Here is an 18568-nt window from a genome sequence, read left to right as displayed (position 1 = left end):
TTCATAGTGTTTCGGTGGTCATTGCGTTAGGGAAACGCCCGGTTACATTCCGAACCCGGAAGCTAAGCCTTTCAGCGCCGATGGTACTGCAGGGGGGACCCTGTGGGAGAGTAGGACGCCGCCGAACAATTTTTCCGGGAAAGCCCCGTGCCTTGTGGCACGGGGCTTTTCTGCGTTCTGAGCGTCTAGGGTCGAACCATGCGCTACGAACTGGTCATCTTCGACAACGATGGTGTGCTCGTCGACAGTGAGCCGCTCGCCAACACCGTCCTCGCCGGCTACCTGACCGAACTCGGTCACCCCACCTCGTACGACGAATCGCTCCGTGACTACATGGGGTCCGCCGTGCACCGGGTCCACGATCTCGTCGAGGAGAGGACGGGGCAGAAGCTGCCCGAGGACTTCGACTCCACGCTCAACACCCGTACGTTCGCCGCGTTCCAGCGGGAGCTCGTCATGGTCGACGGGGTCGAGGAACTGCTCGGGAAGCTTGTCGCTGACGGGGTGGACTACTGCGTCGCCTCCTCCGGGGGCCACGAGCGGATCCGTGTCGCGCACCGCAGGACGGGGATCGACCAGTGGTTCGAGGAGGAGTGGATCTTCAGCTCGGAGGATGTCGGGCGGGGCAAGCCGGCACCGGACCTGTTCCTGTACGCCGCCGAGCGGATGGGCGTCGCTCCGGAGAGGTGCGTCGTCATCGAGGACAGCCCGCTCGGTGTCGAGGCGGCCCGCGCCGCGGGGATGGACGTGTACGGGTTCACGTCGATGATGCCCGCCGACCGGCTCGTCGGAGTGACCGGGCACTTCTCCGACATGGCTCAGCTTCCCGGACTGCTCGCCTGATCCGTTGATCCGTCTACCCCTGGGGGGAGCCCGGCTCTACGCTCGCGGCCATGACGGATGCGGGCTTGCGGCACGGCAGGGCTTCCCTGGGGTTGAGCTTCGGCGTTCAAGGGGTGGCCTTCGCCCTTCTGGTGACGCGTATCCCCGCCGTTCAGGACCAGTACGGGATATCCGACGGGCTGCTGCCCGTCTTCCTCGCCGCTGTCCCGATCCTGGCGGGGGCCGGCAGCGTGGCCACCGAGAAGGTGGTCGCGCGGGTGCGGCCCGGTGCCGTTCTGCGGTGGGCCCAGCCCCTGGTCCTGCTCGCCCTGCTCGGGGTGGGCGCGGGGCGGGAGGTGTGGCACGTCGCCGTCGCGCTCGGCGTCTTCGGGCTGGCCGTCGGGGCGCTGGACGCCTCGATGAACATGCTGGGCGTCAGCCTCCAACGGGCGTACGGGCGCAGCATCATGCTCGGCTTCCACGCCGCCTACAGCCTCGGCGGGATCGCGGGGGCGTCCCTGGCGTGGGTCGGGGCGCGGTGGGATCTGTCGTTGCTCGTGTCCTACCTGTCCGTCGTCGTGGTGCTGTTGCCCGCAGCGCTGGTCGGGAGCCGGTGGTACACGGAGGGCAGGGGGGCGAAGGAGACGGAGCCGGGCCCCGCCGGCGGGGCCGTGTCGTTCCGGCTGTTGCTGCCGCTGTGCCTCGTCATGAGCTTCGCGTACATCGGGGACTCGACCGTCTCCAACTGGAGTGCCAAGTACCTCCAGGACGTGCTCGGCGGTTCGGAGCAGCTCGCGACGGTCCCGTACAACGTCTACATGGTGACGACCCTGCTGGGGCGGGCCGTGGGGGACCTCGGGGTGCGGCGGTTCGGGGCGGTCGCCGTCGTGCGGGGCGGGAGCCTGCTGGCGGCCGGCGGGTTCGCGGTCGTGGCGGCGGCGCCCGGGCCCGGGGTGGGGATGCTCGGCTTCACGATGCTCGGGTTCGGGCTCTGCGTGATCGTGCCGCAGACCTTCGCGGCGGCCGGGCGGATGTTCCCGGGGAACAGCGACGCGGCCGTGGCCCGGCTGAACATCTTCAACTATGTCGGGTTCCTGGTGGGTTCGCCGCTCGTGGGAGCTCTGGGGGATGCGTGGAGCTATCGCGGGGCCATGCTCGTACCGATGGTCCTGGTGCTGACGACGCTCGTGTATGCCCGCGCGTTCGGGCCGGGGCCCGCCCGATACGGTGGCGGGCATGAGCGGCCGCACACAGCTGATGTGGGATGACGCAGTCACGGGATACGACTTCGGGGAGACGCACCCCATGGACCCGGTCCGGCTGGCCCTGACGATGGGGCTGGTGCGGGCGTTCGGGCTCGACGGGGCGGTGGATCTGCGGTCGGCGAAGGCCGCCGGGGACTCGACCCTGCGGCTCGTGCACCGCGAGGACTACGTGGCCGCGGTGCGGGCCGCCTCCGCGGACCCGCGCGCCGCCGACCAGGAGTACGGGCTCGGGACCGTGGACGATCCGGCGTTCGCGGGGATGCACGAGGCGTCCGCGCTGATCGCCGGGCTGTCGGTGGGCGCGGCCGAGGCTGTGTGGCGGGGTGCGTGCGAGCACGCGGTGAACTTCACCGGCGGGCTGCACCACGCCATGCCCGGGGCGGCCGCCGGGTTCTGCGTCTACAACGACCCCGCCCTCGCCATCGCCCGGCTGCTGGAGCTGGGCGCCGAGCGGGTGGCGTACGTCGATGTGGACGTCCACCACGGGGACGGGGTGCAGGCCGCGTTCTGGGAGGACCCGCGGGTGCTGACGATCTCGCTGCACGAGCACCCGAGGACCCTCTTTCCGCAGACCGGGTGGCCGGAGGAGACCGGTTCCGGGGCGGGGGAGGGGGCCGCGGTCAACGTGGCGCTGCCGGCCGGGACCGGGGACGCCGGATGGCTGCGGGCGTTCCACGCGGTGGTGCCCGAGCTGCTGGCCGACTTCCGCCCCCAGGTGCTCGTCACCCAGCACGGGGCCGACACGCACTTCGAGGATCCGCTCGCCCACCTCGCGGTGTCCCTGGACGCGCAGCGGTCGGTCATGGAGTCCTGCCACGAGCTGGCGCACCGGTACACGGACGGCGGGCGGTGGGTGGCGCTCGGCGGCGGCGGGTACGCGGTGGTGGATGTGGTGCCCCGGTCGTGGACGCATCTCGTCGGGATCGCGGCGCACGCTCCCGTCGATCCGGAGTCGGTGGTGCCGCCGTCCTGGCGCGATCTCGTCTACGCCCGTACACGGCAGTTGGGGCCGGGCAGGATGACGGACGGGCGTACGCCGTCGTGGAAGAGCTGGGAGGACGGGTACGACCCGGCGGACCGGCTGGACCAGGCGGTGCTGGCGTCCCGGAAGGCGGCGTTCCCGCTGCGGGGGCTGCTGACCTGAGCTCCGGGCGGCGCGGGGCATTGTGCCGTGCGTTACGCCAACGGTGGTGTGTAACGGGATTCCCGCCCGCCGGGACTCCGCGGTACGGCAGCATCCCAGGGGTGTTGAGCACCGGGGCGCTGCGCGCCCATCTGCTGGCGGCCCGGCTGGCCGGGCCCGTGGCCACTTCGCGCGAGACCAGTCTGCGGAGCTACCGGCTGTTCGCGGCGCGGGATCCGCGGGTGATGCTGGGGCTCGCGCCCGACCGGGCCTGGGGCGAGGGCGAGCTGTTGCGGCTGATGGCGGACCGCTGTGGGGTCTCGGCGGATCCCGCGCACGTGAGCGGTCCCGACGCGATCGATCCCGAGCGGACGGTGGCCGCGCTGGACGCGTTCGCCGAGCGGCTGGCGGTGGTGGCCGGGCGAAGGGCTCCGGTGCTGCTGGGGACCGGTCATCCACACCGGCTGCTCGGTTTCTACGCCGGGCTGGCAGACGCTCTGTCGGCGGCGGGCTGTCCCGTTCTCACCCCCGCGCAGGGGAGATGTGTCGACATAACGACCCGGTTTGGCGTACGCACGTACAACCTCGACTACGTACGGGGTGTCGCCCTCGTGCGCGAGCCGGGGGGACGGCCCACGGGGGGTGAGATCGGCGCGCACACGCATTCGCCGCTTCCGGTGCGGCTCGCGCTCCAGGACGCTGTGGAGCGGCTCGGGGTGCTGCCGGAGTTGGTGATCGGGGATCACGGCTGGGTCTGCGGCGCAGGTCAGCTGGGTATCGAGGCGATCGGGCCGGCGGACACGGATGATCCGGCGCTGTTCGTGGGGGAGGCCGAGGGGCGGGTGTCCGTCGTCGTTCCGCTCGACGACGGCGTACGGGCGCCGTTCTACCGGCCGTTGACGCGCTATGTGCTCCATCGGGCCCGTCTGTCGCCGTAGGCCCGTCGGCTGTCTCTCCTCTTCCCCACTCGCATCACGCGCCCCTAATCTGTGGAGTGAGCGCACAGCGACGAAGAGTCACCGGAGGGGAAGCCGGTGCGCGTCCGGTGCGGAAGGTACAGGTGGGTCATGGCTGCTGGCAGCGAGAGGCCTCTTAACGAGGTCAAGTTTCTGACCGTGGCGGAAGTCGCCTCGGTCATGCGAGTGTCGAAGATGACCGTGTACCGCTTGGTGCACAGCGGTCATCTGCCGGCGATCCGGGTGGGCAGGTCCTTCCGGGTGCCGGAGCAAGCGGTTCACGCGTATCTCCGCGAGTCCTTCGTGGGGGTGGAATCAGCCTGAGCCTGCCTGCGGATTACGTCCCTCGGACAGTGGCGGGTAGGCTAGGCCGACGTAGGTCGTGTGGGCCCAGACGCCCCGCACCAGTGAAAATGAAGTGAGCGAGGGTAGTCGTGGGCTCTGTTATCAAGAAGCGGCGCAAGCGGATGGCCAAGAAGAAGCACCGCAAGCTGCTCAAGCGCACGCGCGTTCAGCGTCGCAACAAGAAGTAAGCGAACGCAGTTCGTGAGATCCGCAGCCTCTCCGCCGTTCCGGTGGAGGGGCTGCGGTGCGTTTCGGAGCACGAGGTCGTCACAGGGCGGCGTCCACCCGCTACGGTGACGGCCAGGGAAGTTACCGCGGGAAGCAGGGGAGCCGGGCCAGGCTTCCCGGGCCGACGGAAGGCGCTGGTCTTGGGAAAGGTCGTGCTCGTCACAGGAGCGGCCAGGCAGCTGGGGGGCCGCTTCGTCCGGCGTGTCCAGCGTGAGCCCGGGGTGGACCGGGTGATCGCCGTCGACGCGGTCGCGCCGGCCCACGAGCTGGGCGACGCGGAGTTCGTGCGCGCGGACATCCGGCAGTCCGCCCTGGCGCGGATCCTCGCCGAACACGCCGTCGACACGGTCGTGCACCTGGACGTCTCCGGCAAGGCGCTGGGCGCCGGCGGCCGGACGGCGATCAAGGAGACCAACGTCATCGGCACCATGCAGCTGCTCGGCGCCTGCCAGAAGTCCCCGGCGGTGCGGCGGCTCGTGGTGAAGTCCAGTACGAGCGTGTACGGGTCGGCGCCCCGTGATCCCGCCGTGTTCACCGAGACCACCCCGCCCAAGTCACTGCCCAGCGGCGGATTCGCGAAGGACGCGGTGGAGGTCGAGGGGTACGTACGGGGCTTCGCCCGCCGCCGGCCGGACGTGGCGGTGTGCGTGCTGCGGTTCGCCAACATCCTGGGGCCCCGGCCGGACTCGCCGCTCGCCGACTATCTGTCGCTGCCCGTCCTGCCGACCGTCTTCGGCTACGACCCCCGGCTCCAGTTCGTGCACGAGGACGATGTGATCGACGTCCTGGGGGTCGCGGCGAACGAGCCCCGGCGCGGGACGCTGAACAGCGGCACGTTCAACATCGCCGGCGACGGGGTGCTGCTGCTGTCGCAGTGCTCGCGGCGGCTGGGGAAGCCGACGGTGCCGGTGCTGCTGCCCGCCGTCACATGGGTCGGCTCGGCGCTCCGTACGATCGGCATGACCGACTTCTCGCCGGAACAGATCCGGCTGCTCACCCATGGCAGGGTGGTCTCGACGGTGCAGATGCGCGAGACCCTCGGTTTCCGGCCGGGGTTCACCACGGCGGAGACGTTCGCGGAGTTCGCGCGGGGCCGGGGGCCGGGGCTGCTGCCGCCGGAGACGGTGGGCAGGGCGGTGGACCGGCTGGCGGCGCTGCCGCTTCCGGGAGGCGCCGGGCCGCGGGAGCGCGGGTCCGGTGCGGTACAGACGACTCACGGCGCCAGGTAGAGGAGCGCACCGACGATGGCGGACGCCAAGGTCATTCCGTTCGACGACGACCGTTCGCGGTCCGGTGGCGCGTCGCGTCCGGCGCGGCGCCGGACCGGGGCGGGCGGTCCCGGCGGCGGCCGGGGCGACGGCTCCGCGGCTCCGGTGAGCGCCCTGCCGGGGGCGCAGGTCCCCGAGGCGGGGGAAGAGGGGGGCCAGGAGCCCGGGCAGCCCGGTAGGGACGCGGTGGACGTGGACGCGGGCGGCTCACCGACGGGCGGCTGGGAGCGGCGGATCGCGGGCGGGCTCGCGTTCCTGCGGCGGCGGGTCACCGGTGATTACGACGTCGACGAGTTCGGTTACGACCGGGAACTCACCGACCAGGTCCTGATGTCGGTGCTGCGGCCGCTGGCCGACACGTACTTCCGGGTCGAGGTGAAGGGCATCGAGAACATCCCGTCGGACGGCGGGGCCCTCATCGTGGCCAACCACTCCGGGACGCTGCCGCTGGACGGGCTCATGCTCCAGGTCGCGGTGCACGACAACCATCCGGCGGACCGGCATCTGCGGCTGCTCGCCGCCGATCTGGTCTTCCATCTGCCGGTCGTCAACGAGCTGGCGCGCAAGGCGGGGCACACGCTGGCCTGTGCCGAGGACGCGCAGCGGCTGCTGGAGATGGGCGAGATCGTCGGGGTGATGCCGGAGGGTTTCAAGGGCATCGGCAAGCCGTTCGGCGAGCGTTACAAGCTTCAGCGCTTCGGCCGCGGCGGGTTCGTGTCGACGGCGCTGCGGGCGGGTGCGCCGATCGTGCCGTGCTCGATCGTGGGGGCGGAGGAGATCTACCCGATGATCGGGAACGCGAAGACGCTGGCCCGGCTGCTGGGTTTCCCGTACTTCCCGATCACGCCGACGTTCCCGTGGCTGGGGCCGCTGGGCGCGCTGCCGCTGCCGACGAAGTGGACGATCCAGTTCGGGGAGCCGATTCCGACGGACGGGTATCCGCCGGAGGCGGCGGAGGACCCGATGCTGATGTTCAACCTGACGGACCAGGTGCGTGAGCAGATCCAGCACACGCTGTACAAGCTGTTGGTGCAGCGGCGGTCGGTGTTCTTCTGACCTGCTGAGCCGCGACGAGAGGGGGGCCGGTACGCGGATCGCGTACCGGCCCCCCTGTTGCTTCGTGTGCGTCGGGCCCGTCGGTCTACGGCTTGAGGTTCTCGCCGTCGATGCCGAGGCCGGGCAGGAGCCCCGGGAGGAGCGGGGGCAGGGTGATGTCCGGAGCGGCGGGTGCGCTGGGCCGGTCTTCGGGGGAGGACGGGGTGAGGCCGTCCGCCGGGAGGTCGTCCAGCAGGCCGTCCGTACCGCCGCCCAGCAGACCGTCCTCCGGCGTGGCGTCGGCGGAGCCCGACGAGCCGGAGGGCTCGGGGGTGGTGCTGCCGTCGGCCCGGCCCCCGGGCTCCCCGGGTGCGGTGGAGGGTGCGGGGGCGTCGGTCCGGGGCGAGCCGGTGTCCGGTGTGGTGGCGTCGGAGCGTCCGGTGCCCTTACTCGTGCCCGGGGGGCGGGGGAGGAGGGACTGGAGCGGTGCGACTTCGTCCTCTATGGCCTCGAAGACGGAGCTGACCTCGTCGCGGACGTCGGTGAGCTGGACGGGCAGCCGGTCGCGGAGGCTGCTCCAGGCGTCGCGGTGCGAGCGGGAGAAGGTGTCGAGGGCCTGGATGGGGCCGATCGCTCCGTCGCGCCGGTAGGCGGAGTGGAGCAGGCGGTGGCCCTCGGAGGCGTCGTGGGACATGCCGTTGAGCGCGCGTCTGACGGCGCCGAGGGATTCGTGGTCGAGTGCGCCGGACCGGCCGCGCTCCATCAGTCTGCGGGCCTCGCTGAGCCGGGTGGAGGCCTGGTCGAGATAGACCTCGCCGCGGTCGGCGTCGCCCTTGGCCATGCCGAGGCTGATGTCCTCCATCCCGCGCTTCAGTCCGTAGAGCGAATCACCGGGGAGGGCGTCGGAGCTGGCGGCGGCCACGCCGCCGAACGCTCCCGCGGCCACGCCGACGGTGAGCCCGCCGGCAGTGAGCCCCTTCGCCCAGCGTGAGCGGGGTCGCAGTCTCCGCAGTGGTGAGGCCCGGTGGGCCCCCTTGCCCCGTTGCACGGGCACCGTAGGGCCCGTGGACGCGCCGCCCTCGGCGAACATGGTTTCCATGGCCGCGACGAGCTGGGCTCGCTGCGCCACTTTGACCTCGGGGTCCAACTGCGGCTTCGGTAGCTCACCGAGGCCGTTCGCCAGGGCCAACAGCGGTCCGCGGTCGGCCTGGTCGGCCGGTTCCGCGGGCTGTACGGCCGCCGCACCCTGGAGGGTCTGCTCTTCCAGGGCCTGGGCGAAGGCGTTCGCCCGCCGGTGTGCCGAAACGTTTGCGATCACTGGCGGCACCTCCTCTCGTCATGACGGTCGACTCCCCTGGCGGTCCGGAAGGTTGCACACCTTGAGCGTTTCCACTCGATGGAGTGAGTGGAGACGGACAGGGGGCGACGACAGGGGGCCTGCAACCGGCACAACGAGGCGCTCGGCACTTGGGTTACGCACGAAAGATGATCGGACCAGTGCGTGACGGGACGGTCACGCAGAGGTCGATCAGCGGGCGTCGTCCGGCAGGAGCCGGGCGAGCGTCCGTACGGCCCGGTACTGGAGGGTCTTGATCGCGCCCTCGTTCTTGCCCATCACCCGCGCGGTCTCGGCGACCGAGAGGCCTTGGAGGAACCGCAGGGTCACGCACTCCTGCTGCTGGGGGTTGAGTCGCCGCACGGCCTGGAGCAGTGCGGCGTTGGAGAGGGACTCCAGGACGGAGTCCTCGGGGCTGCGCGCCACCTCGTTGGCGTCGAGCATTTCGCCGGTGGTCACTTCCAGTCGGAAACGACTGGATTTGAAGTGGTCGGCGACCAGGTTGCGAGCGATCGTGACCAGCCAGGCGCCGAAATCGCGGCCCTGCCAGGTGAACGTGGAGATGCGGCGCAGCGCGCGGAGGAAGGTCTCGCTGGTGAGGTCCTCCGCGGTCGCCTTGCCGCCCACGCGGTAGTAGATGTACCGGTACACGGTGTCGCTGTACTGGTCGTACAGGCGGCCGAAGGCGTCCGCCTCACCGGCCTGCGCGCGCTCGACGAGATCCATCATGCGCGCGCTGTCGCTGTCGGCGGTGGGACGGCGGACGGTCGACGTGGTCGAGGCCGCGCGGGTGCTGCGTCTTCCGACCGCCGCACCGCGTTCGGCCAGGGCGTAGCAAGGGCCGGCAGGTGCAGGGGTGGCAAATGCGGGGACGGCGTACGCGGTGGGGACGAAGCCGCGCAAGCGGTCAATGACCGATGCACGCAGCGTAGCCAGGCCCGAGGCGTCAACCCCGACGTGTGGGTACACGGGACTCCCAGAGGCAGAGCTTCCATCACGAGCAGTTCGAAAAACGTCACCCGTGGTGGCGAGTGGCGGTCTCCGTGATGCGTCTGAGGAGAATAACGCTTCGTGCAGGCAGCGCTACACCCAGTTGTCTAAATCACCGGTTCCGTCGCTTCTCTTATCGCCAAGTGACGTATCAAGTAGCACATGGTGACCGTTTATTGATCGGATTACTTCGTGATCTGTCTACGGGGGCGACGGGTTGTGGCAGGGCCCGGGCGATCCGGCAGGCCGGAGGGGGCGTCGCCCGCTCCGGCGGACCGGCTCGCGATCGGCCGTCCGGCCCCGGGCGTGGCTGCGCCCCGTGGCCGTTCGCGGTGGGCGGCACGGGGCGGGGAGGGTGCGGGAGGGGTTACGGAGGGGGTGCGGGCGTGGGTCAGCGGCGGCGGCGGTGCAGGGCGACGGCCGCGGCGGTGCCGCCCGCGAGCGCGCCGACCCCGGCGGCGGCCGGGATGCCGACCTTGGCCGCCTTGCGGCCGGTGCGGTAGTCGCGCAGCCGCCAGTCGCGGGCGCGCGCGTACTTGCGGAGCTTGGTGTCCGGGTTGATCGCGTAGGGGTGGCCGACCAGGGAGAGCATCGGGATGTCGTTGTGCGAGTCGCTGTAGGCGGCGCAGCGCTCCAGGTCCAGGCCCTCCGCGATGGCGAGGGCGCGGACGGCCTCGGCCTTGGCGGGGCCGTGGAGGGGTTCGCCGACCAGGCGGCCGGTGTAGACGCCGTCGACCGATTCGGCGACGGTGCCGAGCGCGCCGGTCAGGCCGAGGCGGCGGGCGATGATGGTGGCGGTCTCCACGGGGGCGGCGGTGACCAGCCACACCTTCTGTCCGGCGTCCAGGTGGGCCTGGGCCAGGGCCCGGGTGCCGGGCCAGATGCGGTCGGCCATGTACTCGTCGTAGATCTCCTCGCCGATGGACATCAGCTCGGAGACGCGGTGGCCCTTGACGATGGACAGGGCGCTGTCGCGGGCGTCCTGCATGTGTTCGGGGTCCTCGACGCCGGCCAGCCGGAACCAGGCCTGCTGCCAGGCGAACCGGGTGAGTTCGCGGCGCTCGAAGAACTTCCGCTTGTAGAGGCCGCGGCCGAAGTGGAAGATCGCGGCGCCCTGCATGACGGTGTTGTCGAGGTCGAAGAAGGCGGCGGCGCGGTCGTCCCCGGCGACCGGGAACGCGGGCTCCTCGGGAGGCGTCGCGTCCGCTTCTTCCGGGGCCTTGACCAGGAGGGCGGATTCGTCCTCGGCGGCCGAGGTCCTGCGCGCGGCCTCGGCGGCGGCCTCGCCTGCCAGGACGCTCCGTGCGGTAGCGGAACGCCTACGGGGTGTGAGCCATCCAAGAGCGGCCATGCGGTGAGCATAGCCAGTCCGTCCGCACCTGCCCGACCTGCCGCGATGCGTGAGCGTGAACGCTGCGGGTCGGAATGGTGAATCGGTTGATTCCGGGCGGCCCGGGGTGGTGGCCGACAGGCGCGGAACACGGGCGTCGCGCGCTCGGGAAGAGGGCACCACGGGCTCGGGAGGAAGGCGTCGCGGGCCCGGGGGGCGGGCGTGACGGGCGCAGAATGAAGGCATGAGTGCTCTGTTGCGACGTAAGAGGAAGAAGCCCGCCGAGCGGGTGGTCACGCTGGTGGGGAAGCCCGGATGTCATCTGTGCGAGGACGCGCGGGCGGTGGTGGGCGCGGTGTGCGAGGAGACCGGTGCGTCGTGGGTGGAGAAGGACATCACCGAGGACGAGGAGCTGTACCAGAAGTACTGGGAGCAGATTCCGGTGGTGCTGATCGATGACGAACAGCACACGTTCTGGCGCGTGGACCCGGCGAGACTGCGCAAGGCGCTGGGTGCGGACGCGAAACCCGGTTAACATTGTGGGCGTTTTGGGTGGCCTCGGGGGCTTGGCTGTGAGGAGTGTGTACTGCTTTGCCCCCTTCGAGGCTGCAACGGGTTGATGCGGTCCCCGGTTCCGGGATCGCGCGGGGAATGTGCGTGACCCCGGTCACTTTGACCAGACAAAACGGACACTATCTTTGTGCACGCGTTCACAAAGACATAGCCTGCATTCGACGGGGCGGTCCTGGGACATACGGCCGCCTGCAGCCCCGCTCATCCCGCAGGAGCACCGTGGCAACTGGCCGAACTCACCGACCGGCGACCCGTAGCCGAGGAATTCCCGAGGCCACCGTCGCCCGACTTCCGTTGTACCTGCGCGCCCTGACCGCGCTCTCCGAGCGATCGGTGCCCACGGTCTCCTCCGAGGAGCTGGCCACGGCGGCCGGCGTCAACTCGGCGAAGCTGCGCAAGGACTTCAGCTATCTGGGTTCCTACGGCACCCGCGGTGTCGGGTACGACGTCGAGTATCTCGTCTACCAGATCTCGCGCGAGCTCGGGCTCACCCAGGACTGGCCGGTCGCCATCGTCGGCATCGGAAACCTCGGCGCGGCCCTCGCCAACTACGGCGGGTTCGCCTCCCGCGGCTTCCGCGTGGCGGCGCTGATCGACGCGGACCCCGCCATGGCCGGTACGCCGGTGGCCGGGATCGCCGTCCAGCACACGGACGACCTGGACCGGATCATCAGCGACAACGGTGTGTCCATCGGTGTGATCACCACCCCGCCCGGCGCGGCCCAGCAGGTCTGTGACCGGCTCGTCGCCGCCGGTGTGACCTCCATCCTGAACTTCGCGCCGACCGTGCTGTCGGTGCCCGAGGGCGTCGACGTGCGCAAGGTCGACCTCTCCATCGAGCTCCAGATCCTCGCGTTCCACGAGCAGCGCAAGGCCGGCGAGGACGCCGCCGCCGAGGACGAGGGCGCGCCCCCGATGCGCTCCACGCCCGCCAGCCGGAAGGGACCTGACGGGGACATGCCCGCCGTGATGCCGGCATGAGTCTCCTCGTCGTCGGGCTGAGCCACCGCAGCGCCCCCGTCTCCGTCCTGGAGCGGGCCTCCCTCGCTGCCGAGACCCAGGCCAAGCTGCTCCAGGACACCCTCGCCGCGGAACCCGCGACCGAGGCCGCCGTGCTGGCCACCTGCAACCGCATCGAGCTGTACGCCGACGTGGACAAGTTCCACGCGGGCGTCGCCGAGCTGTCCACCCTGCTCGCCCAGCACAGCGGCGTCGGTCTGGAAGAGCTCACTCCGTATCTCTATGTGCACTACGAGGACCGGGCCGTCCACCACCTCTTCTCGGTGGCCTGCGGCCTCGACTCGATGGTCGTCGGCGAGGGACAGATCCTCGGCCAGATCAAGGACGCGCTCGCGCGCGGCCAGGAGCTGCACACCGCCGGACGGCTGCTGAACGACCTCTTCCAGCAGGCCCTGCGGGTCGGCAAGCGCGCCCACAGCGAGACCGGGATCGACCGGGCCGGGCAGTCGCTCGTCACGTTCGGACTCCAGCAGCTCGCCGCCGGGGCCGACCCCGGGCGCTGGGCCGCCGGCAAGCGGGCCCTGGTCATCGGCGCCGGGTCCATGTCCTCGCTGGCCGCCGCGACCCTCGCGCGCACCGGTGTCGCCGACATCGTCGTCGCCAACCGGACCCGCTCCCGCGCGGACCGCCTGGTGGAGATCCTCCAGCAGGGCGACGACACCGCGGTGCGCGCCCGGGCCGTCGAGATGTCCGCGGTCGGTGACGAACTGACACGTGCCGACATCGTCGTCTCCTGCACCGGTTCCACGGGCCTCGTGCTCACCGCCGACGCACTCGCCGACGCCCTGGGCGTGACCCTGGGCGCCGCGCCCGAGCGGCCGGCGGTCACCGTCACCCCGGCCCCGGCCGACGTCGACCAGCACGCCGCCTGGGTGGAGAACGGTTCCGCGGTCTCCGCCGCACAGGCCGGCCCGGCGAGCGCGCCGCGCCGGGTCACCGTGCCCGCCCAGTCGACCGGCCCGGTCCGGCTGGCCCTGCTCGACCTCGCCATGCCGCGGGACATCGACGGCGCCGCCCACCGCATCGACGGTGTGCGCCTCGTCGACATCGAGTCGCTCGCCGAGGCGTCCGCCGACGCCCCGATGGCCGCCGATGTGGACCGGGTCCGCACCATCGTCTCCGACGAGGTGGCCGCCTTCGGCGCCGCCCAGCGCGCCGCGCACGTCGCCCCGACCGTGGTCGCCCTGCGCACCATGGCCGCCGGCGTGGTCGCCGGCGAGATCGCCCGGCTGGACGGCCGCCTTCCCGACCTGGACGAGAAGCAGCGCGCCGAGATCACCCAGACCGTGCGCCGCGTCGTCGACAAACTCCTGCACGCGCCCACCGTGCGGGTCAAGCAGCTCGCCAGCGAGCCCGGCGGAGCCGGGTACGCGGACGCGCTGCGAGAACTCTTCGACCTCGACCCGCAGACGGTGGCCGCCGTCTCCCGGGCAGACCTGAACGACCCGAATAGAGGGCGGTCATGACCCACAACTCATCCCCGGGCGCGCGGAACTCCGCGCCGCTCCGGCTGGGAACCCGGCGCAGCAAGCTCGCCATGGCCCAGTCCGGACTCGTCGCCGAGGCGGTTCGCGAGGTGACCGGGCGCGCCGTCGAGCTCGTCGAGATCACCACGTACGGGGACACCTCCCGCGAGCACCTGGCACAGATCGGCGGGACCGGCGTGTTCGTCGCGGCCCTGCGCGAGGCGCTGCTGCGGGGCGAGGTGGACTTCGCCGTCCACTCGCTCAAGGACCTGCCGACCAGCCAGCCCGACGACCTCGTGCTGGCGGCCGTGCCGCAGCGCGAGGACCCGCGCGACGCGATGGTCGCCCGGGACGGGCTGACCTTCGCGCAGCTGCCCGACGGCGCCCGCATCGGCACCGGTTCGCCGCGCCGCATGGCGCAGCTCAACGCGTACGCCCGGTCCCACGGACTGCGGATCGAGACCGTCCCCATCCGGGGCAACGTCGACACGCGGATCGGGTTCGTGCGCGACGGGGAGCTCGACGCGGTGGTTCTCGCCGCCGCCGGGCTCAGCCGTCTCGGCCGGAGCGGTGAGGTGACCGAGTTCCTGTCGGTCGACACCGTCCTGCCCGCTCCCGGCCAGGGAGCACTGGCGATCGAGTGCGCCGCGTCCAGCGCCGACCTCGCCGCCGCGCTCGCCGAGCTCGACGACCCGTACACCCGGGCCGCCGTGACCGCCGAGCGTGCCCTGCTCGCCGCCCTGGAGGCCGGCTGCTCCGCACCTGTGGGTGCGCTGGCCGACCTCCTGGTCGACGGACAGGTTGTCAACGAACTGCGCCTGCGCGGAGTCGTCGGTACCACCGACGGTTCCTCGCTCGTACAGCTGTCCACCACCGGTCCCGTCCCCACGTCGCACGACGACGCGGCGGCCCTCGGTCGCGAACTCGCGGCCGAGATGCTCGCCAAGGGTGCGGCCGGTCTTATGGGGGAGCGAGCACTTTGAGCCCCACCGGCCCCGCCGCATCCGACTTTCCGGTCCTGTCCGCACAGGGTCAGGTCACCTTCCTCGGCGCCGGTCCCGGCGACCCGGGACTGCTGACCCTGCGCGCCGTCGAGGCGCTCGCGAGCGCGGACGTCCTTGTCGCCGAGCCCGATGTGCTGGACGTGGTCCGCAGCCATGCGCGGGCAGGCGTGAGCACGCCTGAGCTGACCGTCGTTGACACCCCGTCAACAACCGTCGGTGTACCCGTTCTCAGGGATGCGGCCAATCTTGTCATGGAGGCCGCGAAGGGCGGCAGGCGGGTGGTCCGTGCTGTCGCGGGCGACCCGGGCCTGGACGGGAACGCGGGGGCGGAGATGCTCGCCTGCGCCGCCGCCGGGGTGCCCTTCGAGGTCGTCCCGGGCGTCGCGAACGCCGTCGGCGTCTCCGCGTACGCCGGGGTGCCGCTGCGGGACGCGCAGGGCGCGGACGTCCGCTTCGTCGACGCCCGTACCGCCTCCGACCGGTGCTGGAGCGAGGTCGGCGCGAGCGACGCGACCGCCGTCGTCTCCACCACGCTGGACTCGGTGGCCGCCGCCGCCGGTGAGCTGGTCTCCGCCGGCCGCAAGCCCGACACCCCGCTCACCGTGACGATCGCGGGCACCACCACCCGCCAGCGCACCTGGACGGCGACCCTCGGGACGATCGCCCAGGTCCTCAAGCAGGCCAAGGTGCTGCCCTCGCCCGAGGGCCACCGGCCGGTCATAGCCGTGGTCGGAGAGCGCAGCTCCGCCGCCCAGCGCGACCAGCTCTCGTGGTTCGAGTCGAAGCCGATGTTCGGCTGGAAGGTGCTCGTCCCGCGTACGAAGGAGCAGGCCGCGTCACTCTCCGACCAGCTGCGTTCCTACGGTGCGGTGCCGCACGAGGTCCCGACGATCGCCGTCGAGCCGCCGCGTACGCCCCAGCAGATGGAGCGCGCGGTCAAGGGCCTGGTCACCGGGCGCTACGAGTGGATCGCCTTCACCAGCGTGAACGCCGTCAAGGCGGTCCGGGAGAAGTTCGAGGAGTACGGGCTCGACGCCCGCGCCTTCGCCGGCATCAAGGTCGCCGCCGTCGGCGAGCAGACCGCCGCCGCGCTGATCGACTTCGGCGTGAAGCCGGACCTGGTGCCGTCCGGCGAGCAGTCCGCCGCCGGGCTGCTGGAGGACTGGCCGCCCTACGACCCGGTCTTCGACCCGATCGACCGGGTGTTCCTGCCGCGTGCGGACATCGCCACCGAGACCCTGGTGGCCGGGCTCATCGAGCTGGGCTGGGAGGTCGACGACGTCACCGCGTACCGCACGGTCCGCGCCTCGCCGCCGCCGGCCGACACCCGCGAGGCGATCAAGGGCGGCGGCTTCGACGCGGTCCTGTTCACCTCGTCCTCGACGGTGCGCAACCTGGTCGGCATCGCGGGCAAGCCGCACAACGTGACCGTGATCGCGTGTATCGGCCCCGCCACCGCGAAGACCGCCGAGGAGCACGGCCTGCGGGTCGACGTGCTGTCGCCGGAGCCGTCCGTGCACAAGCTCGCCGAGGCGCTCGCCGCCTTCGGCGCGCAGCGCCGGGACGCGGCGAAGGAGGCCGGTGACCCGGTGACCCGGCCGAGCGAGCGGCGCCCGGGTGCGCGCAGGCGCCGGACGACGACGTAGTGACAGGGGTACGGGGGTGAGCGGGCCCGGTCGCTTCGGCGGCCGGGCCCGCTGCCGTTCTCCGGGCCGATACGCGGGCCGATACGCGGGCCGATACGTGGGCCCGTTCGCGGCCCTGTTCGCGGCCCTGTCCGTGGGTCTGTCCGTGGGTCTTTCCCGGCGCGGGTGTCGGTAAGACCTGACGGTGTACGGGTCTATCGTCGAAGGATGACTGCGTACGGAAACTTCCCCGGCTCCCGCCCCCGGCGGCTGCGGACGACCCCGGCGATGCGGCGGATGGTCGCCGAGACACGGCTCGACCCCGCGAACCTGATCCTTCCCGCGTTCGTGCGGGAGGGCATCGACGCCCCGGTCGCCATCTCGTCGATGCCCGGTGTGTACCAGCACACCCTGGACACCCTGCGGAAGGCGGCCGTCGAGGCGGTCTCGGCCGGGGTCTCGGGGATCATGCTCTTCGGTGTGCCGGAGGACGCGAAGAAGGACGCCCGGGGCACGGCGGGCACGGACCCGGACGGCATCCTCCAGGCCGGCCTGCGCGCGGTCCGCGAGGAGGTCGGTGACGACCTGGTCGTGATGTCGGACCTGTGCCTGGACGAGTACACCGACCACGGCCACTGCGGGGTCCTCGACGACGCCGGACGGGTGGACAACGACGCGACGCTGGAGCGGTACGCGGAGATGGCCCAGGTCCAGGCGGACGCCGGGGCCCATGTGGTGGGCCCCAGCGGGATGATGGACGGCCAGGTCGGCGTGGTCCGCGACGCCCTGGACCAGACCGGGTACGAGGACGTGTCGGTCCTCGCCTACACCGCGAAGTACAGCTCGGCGTTCTACGGCCCCTTCCGTGAGGCCGTCGGCTCCTCGCTCACCGGTGACCGCAAGACCTACCAGCAGGACCCGGCCAACGCGCGTGAGTCGCTGCGGGAGCTGGCGCTGGACCTGGAGGAGGGCGCGGACATGGTCATGGTGAAGCCCGCCGGACCGTATCTGGACATCCTCGCCAAGGTCGCCCAGTCCGTGGACGTGCCGGTCGCGGCGTACCAGATCAGCGGCGAGTACGCGATGATCGAGGCCGCCGCCGAGCGGGGCTGGATCGACCGCGACAAGGCGATCCTGGAGAGTCTGACCGGGATCCGGCGGGCCGGGGGGCAGATGATCCTCACCTACTGGGCGACCGAGGCGGCCCAGTGGCTCGGGCGGGACGGGCGGCGCTGAGCCGGTCCGCTCCACCCGGCGTGTTTCACGGCCCACCCGCTCCGGTCTCCTGGAGCCGGTGGGCCTCCTCGATGGAGAAGCGGGCGCTGTCCCGTACGAGCGGGTCCTCGTCGGCCCGTGCGGTGGTGTCCAGGACCGTGGCGACGACCGGGTCGCCGGTGTAGGGCGCCAGCGACATCGCCGCGTACTGGCGGACCAGGTCCTCCCGCGGGTCCCGCAGGGCCGTGAGCAGGGCGCGGCCCGCTTCGTGGCGGAGAGCGGGATCGGCCGGGGGCCACAGGCGCAGGACGGTGGCGCTCTCGACGCGTGCGAGGCCGTATTCGCCGGCGTCGGCGACGACCGAGACGAGGAACGGCAGCGCGTGGGCGTTGGCGTCCAGCTCGGTGATGATCTCGGGCTTGCGGTCGCTGGTGGCGGGCAGGGCGCGGAACTCGGCTATCAGACGTTCTGCGGCTTCGGCCGTTTCCGTCGTGGTCGTGAGGTTCGTGTCGTTCATGGGGGTGGACACTTTCTGTCAGGGCCAGTCGACCAGTGCCATGAATGCTACGAAAGTGACCCCGACGACGGTGGGGGCGGTGAGGGCCAGGCCCACGCGGCGGGCGGCGTGGCGGAGCTGGTGGGGGGTGGCCCAGGCGGCGATCAGCACGATCAGGGCGAGGACCAGGCCGGTGCACAGGACGGTCCACGCGGTGGTGAAGCTCGCGTCGAAGCGGTCGGCCGCCGCCCCGTTGCAGGAGTCGCACGCCATCGGGGTGAGACCGCCGATGAACAGCGCGACGAGCCCCATCGGCAGTGTCACGATCGTGGAGATCAGCGGGGCGACCCACGCGCGGGGGTCGGGGGCGTGCGCGGGGCCGGTCACCGGTGTGCTGTCGCCGTCGTGGTGGTTCTCGCTCATGGGGCCGAGTCAACCCCCGGGGCCTGCCGCCCGCATGAGTACGAGGGC

At 71.7% G+C, this 18568-nt stretch carries 19 protein-coding genes and 1 rRNA gene; 15 read left to right on the top strand and 5 right to left on the bottom strand.

The window, feature by feature from the left end; genetic code table 11:
• Positions 1 to 10: 10 nt before the first annotated feature.
• The 9 genes from rrf (at position 11) to PSQ21_RS13800 (ending at position 7063) form a co-directional block, all read left to right on the top strand.
• Positions 11 to 127: ribosomal RNA gene (gene rrf / locus PSQ21_RS13840) — 5S ribosomal RNA — on the top strand.
• 71 nt (positions 128 to 198) lie between these two features.
• Positions 199 to 843, top strand: a complete 645-nt coding sequence (locus PSQ21_RS13835; protein WP_274030810.1) for an HAD family hydrolase — start codon at positions 199 to 201, stop codon at positions 841 to 843.
• Between the two features lie 50 nt (positions 844 to 893).
• Positions 894 to 2090: an MFS transporter gene (locus PSQ21_RS13830; RefSeq protein WP_274030809.1), complete on the top strand. Its 1197-nt coding sequence runs from the start codon at positions 894 to 896 to the stop codon at positions 2088 to 2090.
• A complete protein-coding gene (locus PSQ21_RS13825; RefSeq protein ID WP_274030808.1) occupies positions 2059 to 3231 on the top strand; it encodes an acetoin utilization protein AcuC in 1173 nt (390 codons plus the stop codon). Before PSQ21_RS13830 ends, PSQ21_RS13825 begins: the two co-directional genes overlap by 32 nt.
• Positions 3232 to 3332: 101 nt before the next feature.
• Complete coding sequence (locus PSQ21_RS13820; RefSeq protein WP_274030807.1) at positions 3333 to 4148, top strand: phosphatase; 816 nt, start codon at positions 3333 to 3335, stop codon at positions 4146 to 4148.
• Between the two features lie 129 nt (positions 4149 to 4277).
• Positions 4278 to 4490, top strand: a complete 213-nt coding sequence (locus PSQ21_RS13815) for a helix-turn-helix domain-containing protein (protein WP_003968329.1) — start codon at positions 4278 to 4280, stop codon at positions 4488 to 4490.
• A gap of 110 nt (positions 4491 to 4600) precedes the next feature.
• On the top strand, positions 4601 to 4699 hold the full coding sequence (locus tag PSQ21_RS13810; protein WP_003948845.1) for a 30S ribosomal protein bS22: 99 nt from the start codon (positions 4601 to 4603) through the stop codon (positions 4697 to 4699).
• Positions 4700 to 4879: 180 nt separating this feature from the next.
• On the top strand, positions 4880 to 5968 hold the full coding sequence (locus PSQ21_RS13805) for an NAD-dependent epimerase/dehydratase family protein (RefSeq protein WP_274030806.1): 1089 nt from the start codon (positions 4880 to 4882) through the stop codon (positions 5966 to 5968).
• Between the two features lie 15 nt (positions 5969 to 5983).
• On the top strand, positions 5984 to 7063 hold the full coding sequence (locus tag PSQ21_RS13800) for a lysophospholipid acyltransferase family protein (protein WP_274030805.1): 1080 nt from the start codon (positions 5984 to 5986) through the stop codon (positions 7061 to 7063).
• An 85-nt stretch (positions 7064 to 7148) separates the two neighbouring features.
• On the opposite strand, the gene PSQ21_RS13795 is transcribed toward PSQ21_RS13800, so the two are convergent.
• The 3 genes from PSQ21_RS13795 to PSQ21_RS13785 form a co-directional block, all read right to left on the bottom strand.
• Positions 7149 to 8360 carry a DUF5667 domain-containing protein gene (locus PSQ21_RS13795; RefSeq protein ID WP_274030804.1) on the bottom strand — a complete coding sequence of 404 codons (1212 nt, stop codon included), beginning with the start codon at positions 8358 to 8360 and terminating at the stop codon, positions 7149 to 7151.
• Positions 8361 to 8570: 210 nt separating this feature from the next.
• Entirely contained in the window at positions 8571 to 9347 is a 777-nt protein-coding gene (locus PSQ21_RS13790; RefSeq protein WP_097870937.1) for an ECF subfamily RNA polymerase sigma factor, BldN family, read from the bottom strand.
• A 412-nt stretch (positions 9348 to 9759) separates the two neighbouring features.
• Positions 9760 to 10719 (bottom strand): HAD family hydrolase, encoded by a 960-nt coding sequence (locus tag PSQ21_RS13785; RefSeq protein ID WP_274030803.1) that lies wholly within the window; start codon positions 10717 to 10719, stop codon positions 9760 to 9762.
• A 223-nt stretch (positions 10720 to 10942) separates the two neighbouring features.
• On the opposite strand from PSQ21_RS13785, the gene PSQ21_RS13780 reads away from it, so the two are divergent.
• The 6 genes from PSQ21_RS13780 (at position 10943) to hemB (ending at position 17622) form a co-directional block, all read left to right on the top strand.
• Complete coding sequence (locus tag PSQ21_RS13780) at positions 10943 to 11233, top strand: glutaredoxin family protein (protein WP_274030802.1); 291 nt, start codon at positions 10943 to 10945, stop codon at positions 11231 to 11233.
• Between the two features lie 257 nt (positions 11234 to 11490).
• Positions 11491 to 12252, top strand: coding sequence for a redox-sensing transcriptional repressor Rex (locus tag PSQ21_RS13775; protein ID WP_274030801.1), 762 nt, complete (start codon positions 11491 to 11493; stop codon positions 12250 to 12252).
• Positions 12249 to 13757 carry a glutamyl-tRNA reductase gene (locus tag PSQ21_RS13770; protein WP_274030800.1) on the top strand — a complete coding sequence of 503 codons (1509 nt, stop codon included), beginning with the start codon at positions 12249 to 12251 and terminating at the stop codon, positions 13755 to 13757. Before PSQ21_RS13775 ends, PSQ21_RS13770 begins: the two co-directional genes overlap by 4 nt.
• A complete protein-coding gene (gene hemC, locus PSQ21_RS13765; RefSeq protein WP_274030799.1) occupies positions 13754 to 14740 on the top strand; it encodes a hydroxymethylbilane synthase in 987 nt (328 codons plus the stop codon). Before PSQ21_RS13770 ends, hemC begins: the two co-directional genes overlap by 4 nt.
• Entirely contained in the window at positions 14737 to 16407 is a 1671-nt protein-coding gene (locus PSQ21_RS13760; RefSeq protein ID WP_274030798.1) for a bifunctional uroporphyrinogen-III C-methyltransferase/uroporphyrinogen-III synthase, read from the top strand. The genes hemC and PSQ21_RS13760 overlap by 4 nt, the downstream gene beginning before the upstream one ends.
• A gap of 207 nt (positions 16408 to 16614) precedes the next feature.
• Complete coding sequence (gene hemB, locus PSQ21_RS13755; protein ID WP_274030797.1) at positions 16615 to 17622, top strand: porphobilinogen synthase; 1008 nt, start codon at positions 16615 to 16617, stop codon at positions 17620 to 17622.
• Between the two features lie 25 nt (positions 17623 to 17647).
• On the opposite strand, the gene PSQ21_RS13750 is transcribed toward hemB, so the two are convergent.
• Positions 17648 to 18118: a hypothetical protein gene (locus PSQ21_RS13750; protein ID WP_274030796.1), complete on the bottom strand. Its 471-nt coding sequence runs from the start codon at positions 18116 to 18118 to the stop codon at positions 17648 to 17650.
• Between the two features lie 18 nt (positions 18119 to 18136).
• Positions 18137 to 18520 carry a hypothetical protein gene (locus tag PSQ21_RS13745; RefSeq protein ID WP_274030795.1) on the bottom strand — a complete coding sequence of 128 codons (384 nt, stop codon included), beginning with the start codon at positions 18518 to 18520 and terminating at the stop codon, positions 18137 to 18139.
• Between the last annotated feature and the right edge of the window lie 48 nt (positions 18521 to 18568).

Origin of the sequence: Streptomyces sp. MMBL 11-1, from assembly GCF_028622875.1 — a bacterium.
Taxonomy (GTDB): Bacteria; Actinomycetota; Actinomycetes; order Streptomycetales; family Streptomycetaceae; genus Streptomyces.
The sequence above is the reverse complement of the archived record's forward strand: the minus strand, read 5'-3'. Positions and strand labels throughout refer to the sequence as shown.

Coding starts and splice junctions, on each gene's coding strand:
- PSQ21_RS13835 (WP_274030810.1), top strand. CDS start 199: ATGCGCTACGAACTGGTCATCTTCGACAACGATGGTGTGCTCGTCGAC.
- PSQ21_RS13780 (WP_274030802.1), top strand. CDS start 10,943: ATGAGTGCTCTGTTGCGACGTAAGAGGAAGAAGCCCGCCGAGCGGGTG.
- PSQ21_RS13745 (WP_274030795.1), bottom strand. CDS start 18,520: ATGAGCGAGAACCACCACGACGGCGACAGCACACCGGTGACCGGCCCC.
- PSQ21_RS13750 (WP_274030796.1), bottom strand. CDS start 18,118: ATGAACGACACGAACCTCACGACCACGACGGAAACGGCCGAAGCCGCA.
- hemC (WP_274030799.1), top strand. CDS start 13,754: ATGACCCACAACTCATCCCCGGGCGCGCGGAACTCCGCGCCGCTCCGG.
- PSQ21_RS13825 (WP_274030808.1), top strand. CDS start 2,059: ATGAGCGGCCGCACACAGCTGATGTGGGATGACGCAGTCACGGGATAC.
- PSQ21_RS13815 (WP_003968329.1), top strand. CDS start 4,278: ATGGCTGCTGGCAGCGAGAGGCCTCTTAACGAGGTCAAGTTTCTGACC.
- PSQ21_RS13785 (WP_274030803.1), bottom strand. CDS start 10,719: ATGGCCGCTCTTGGATGGCTCACACCCCGTAGGCGTTCCGCTACCGCA.
- PSQ21_RS13800 (WP_274030805.1), top strand. CDS start 5,984: ATGGCGGACGCCAAGGTCATTCCGTTCGACGACGACCGTTCGCGGTCC.
- PSQ21_RS13770 (WP_274030800.1), top strand. CDS start 12,249: ATGAGTCTCCTCGTCGTCGGGCTGAGCCACCGCAGCGCCCCCGTCTCC.
- PSQ21_RS13830 (WP_274030809.1), top strand. CDS start 894: ATGACGGATGCGGGCTTGCGGCACGGCAGGGCTTCCCTGGGGTTGAGC.
- hemB (WP_274030797.1), top strand. CDS start 16,615: ATGACTGCGTACGGAAACTTCCCCGGCTCCCGCCCCCGGCGGCTGCGG.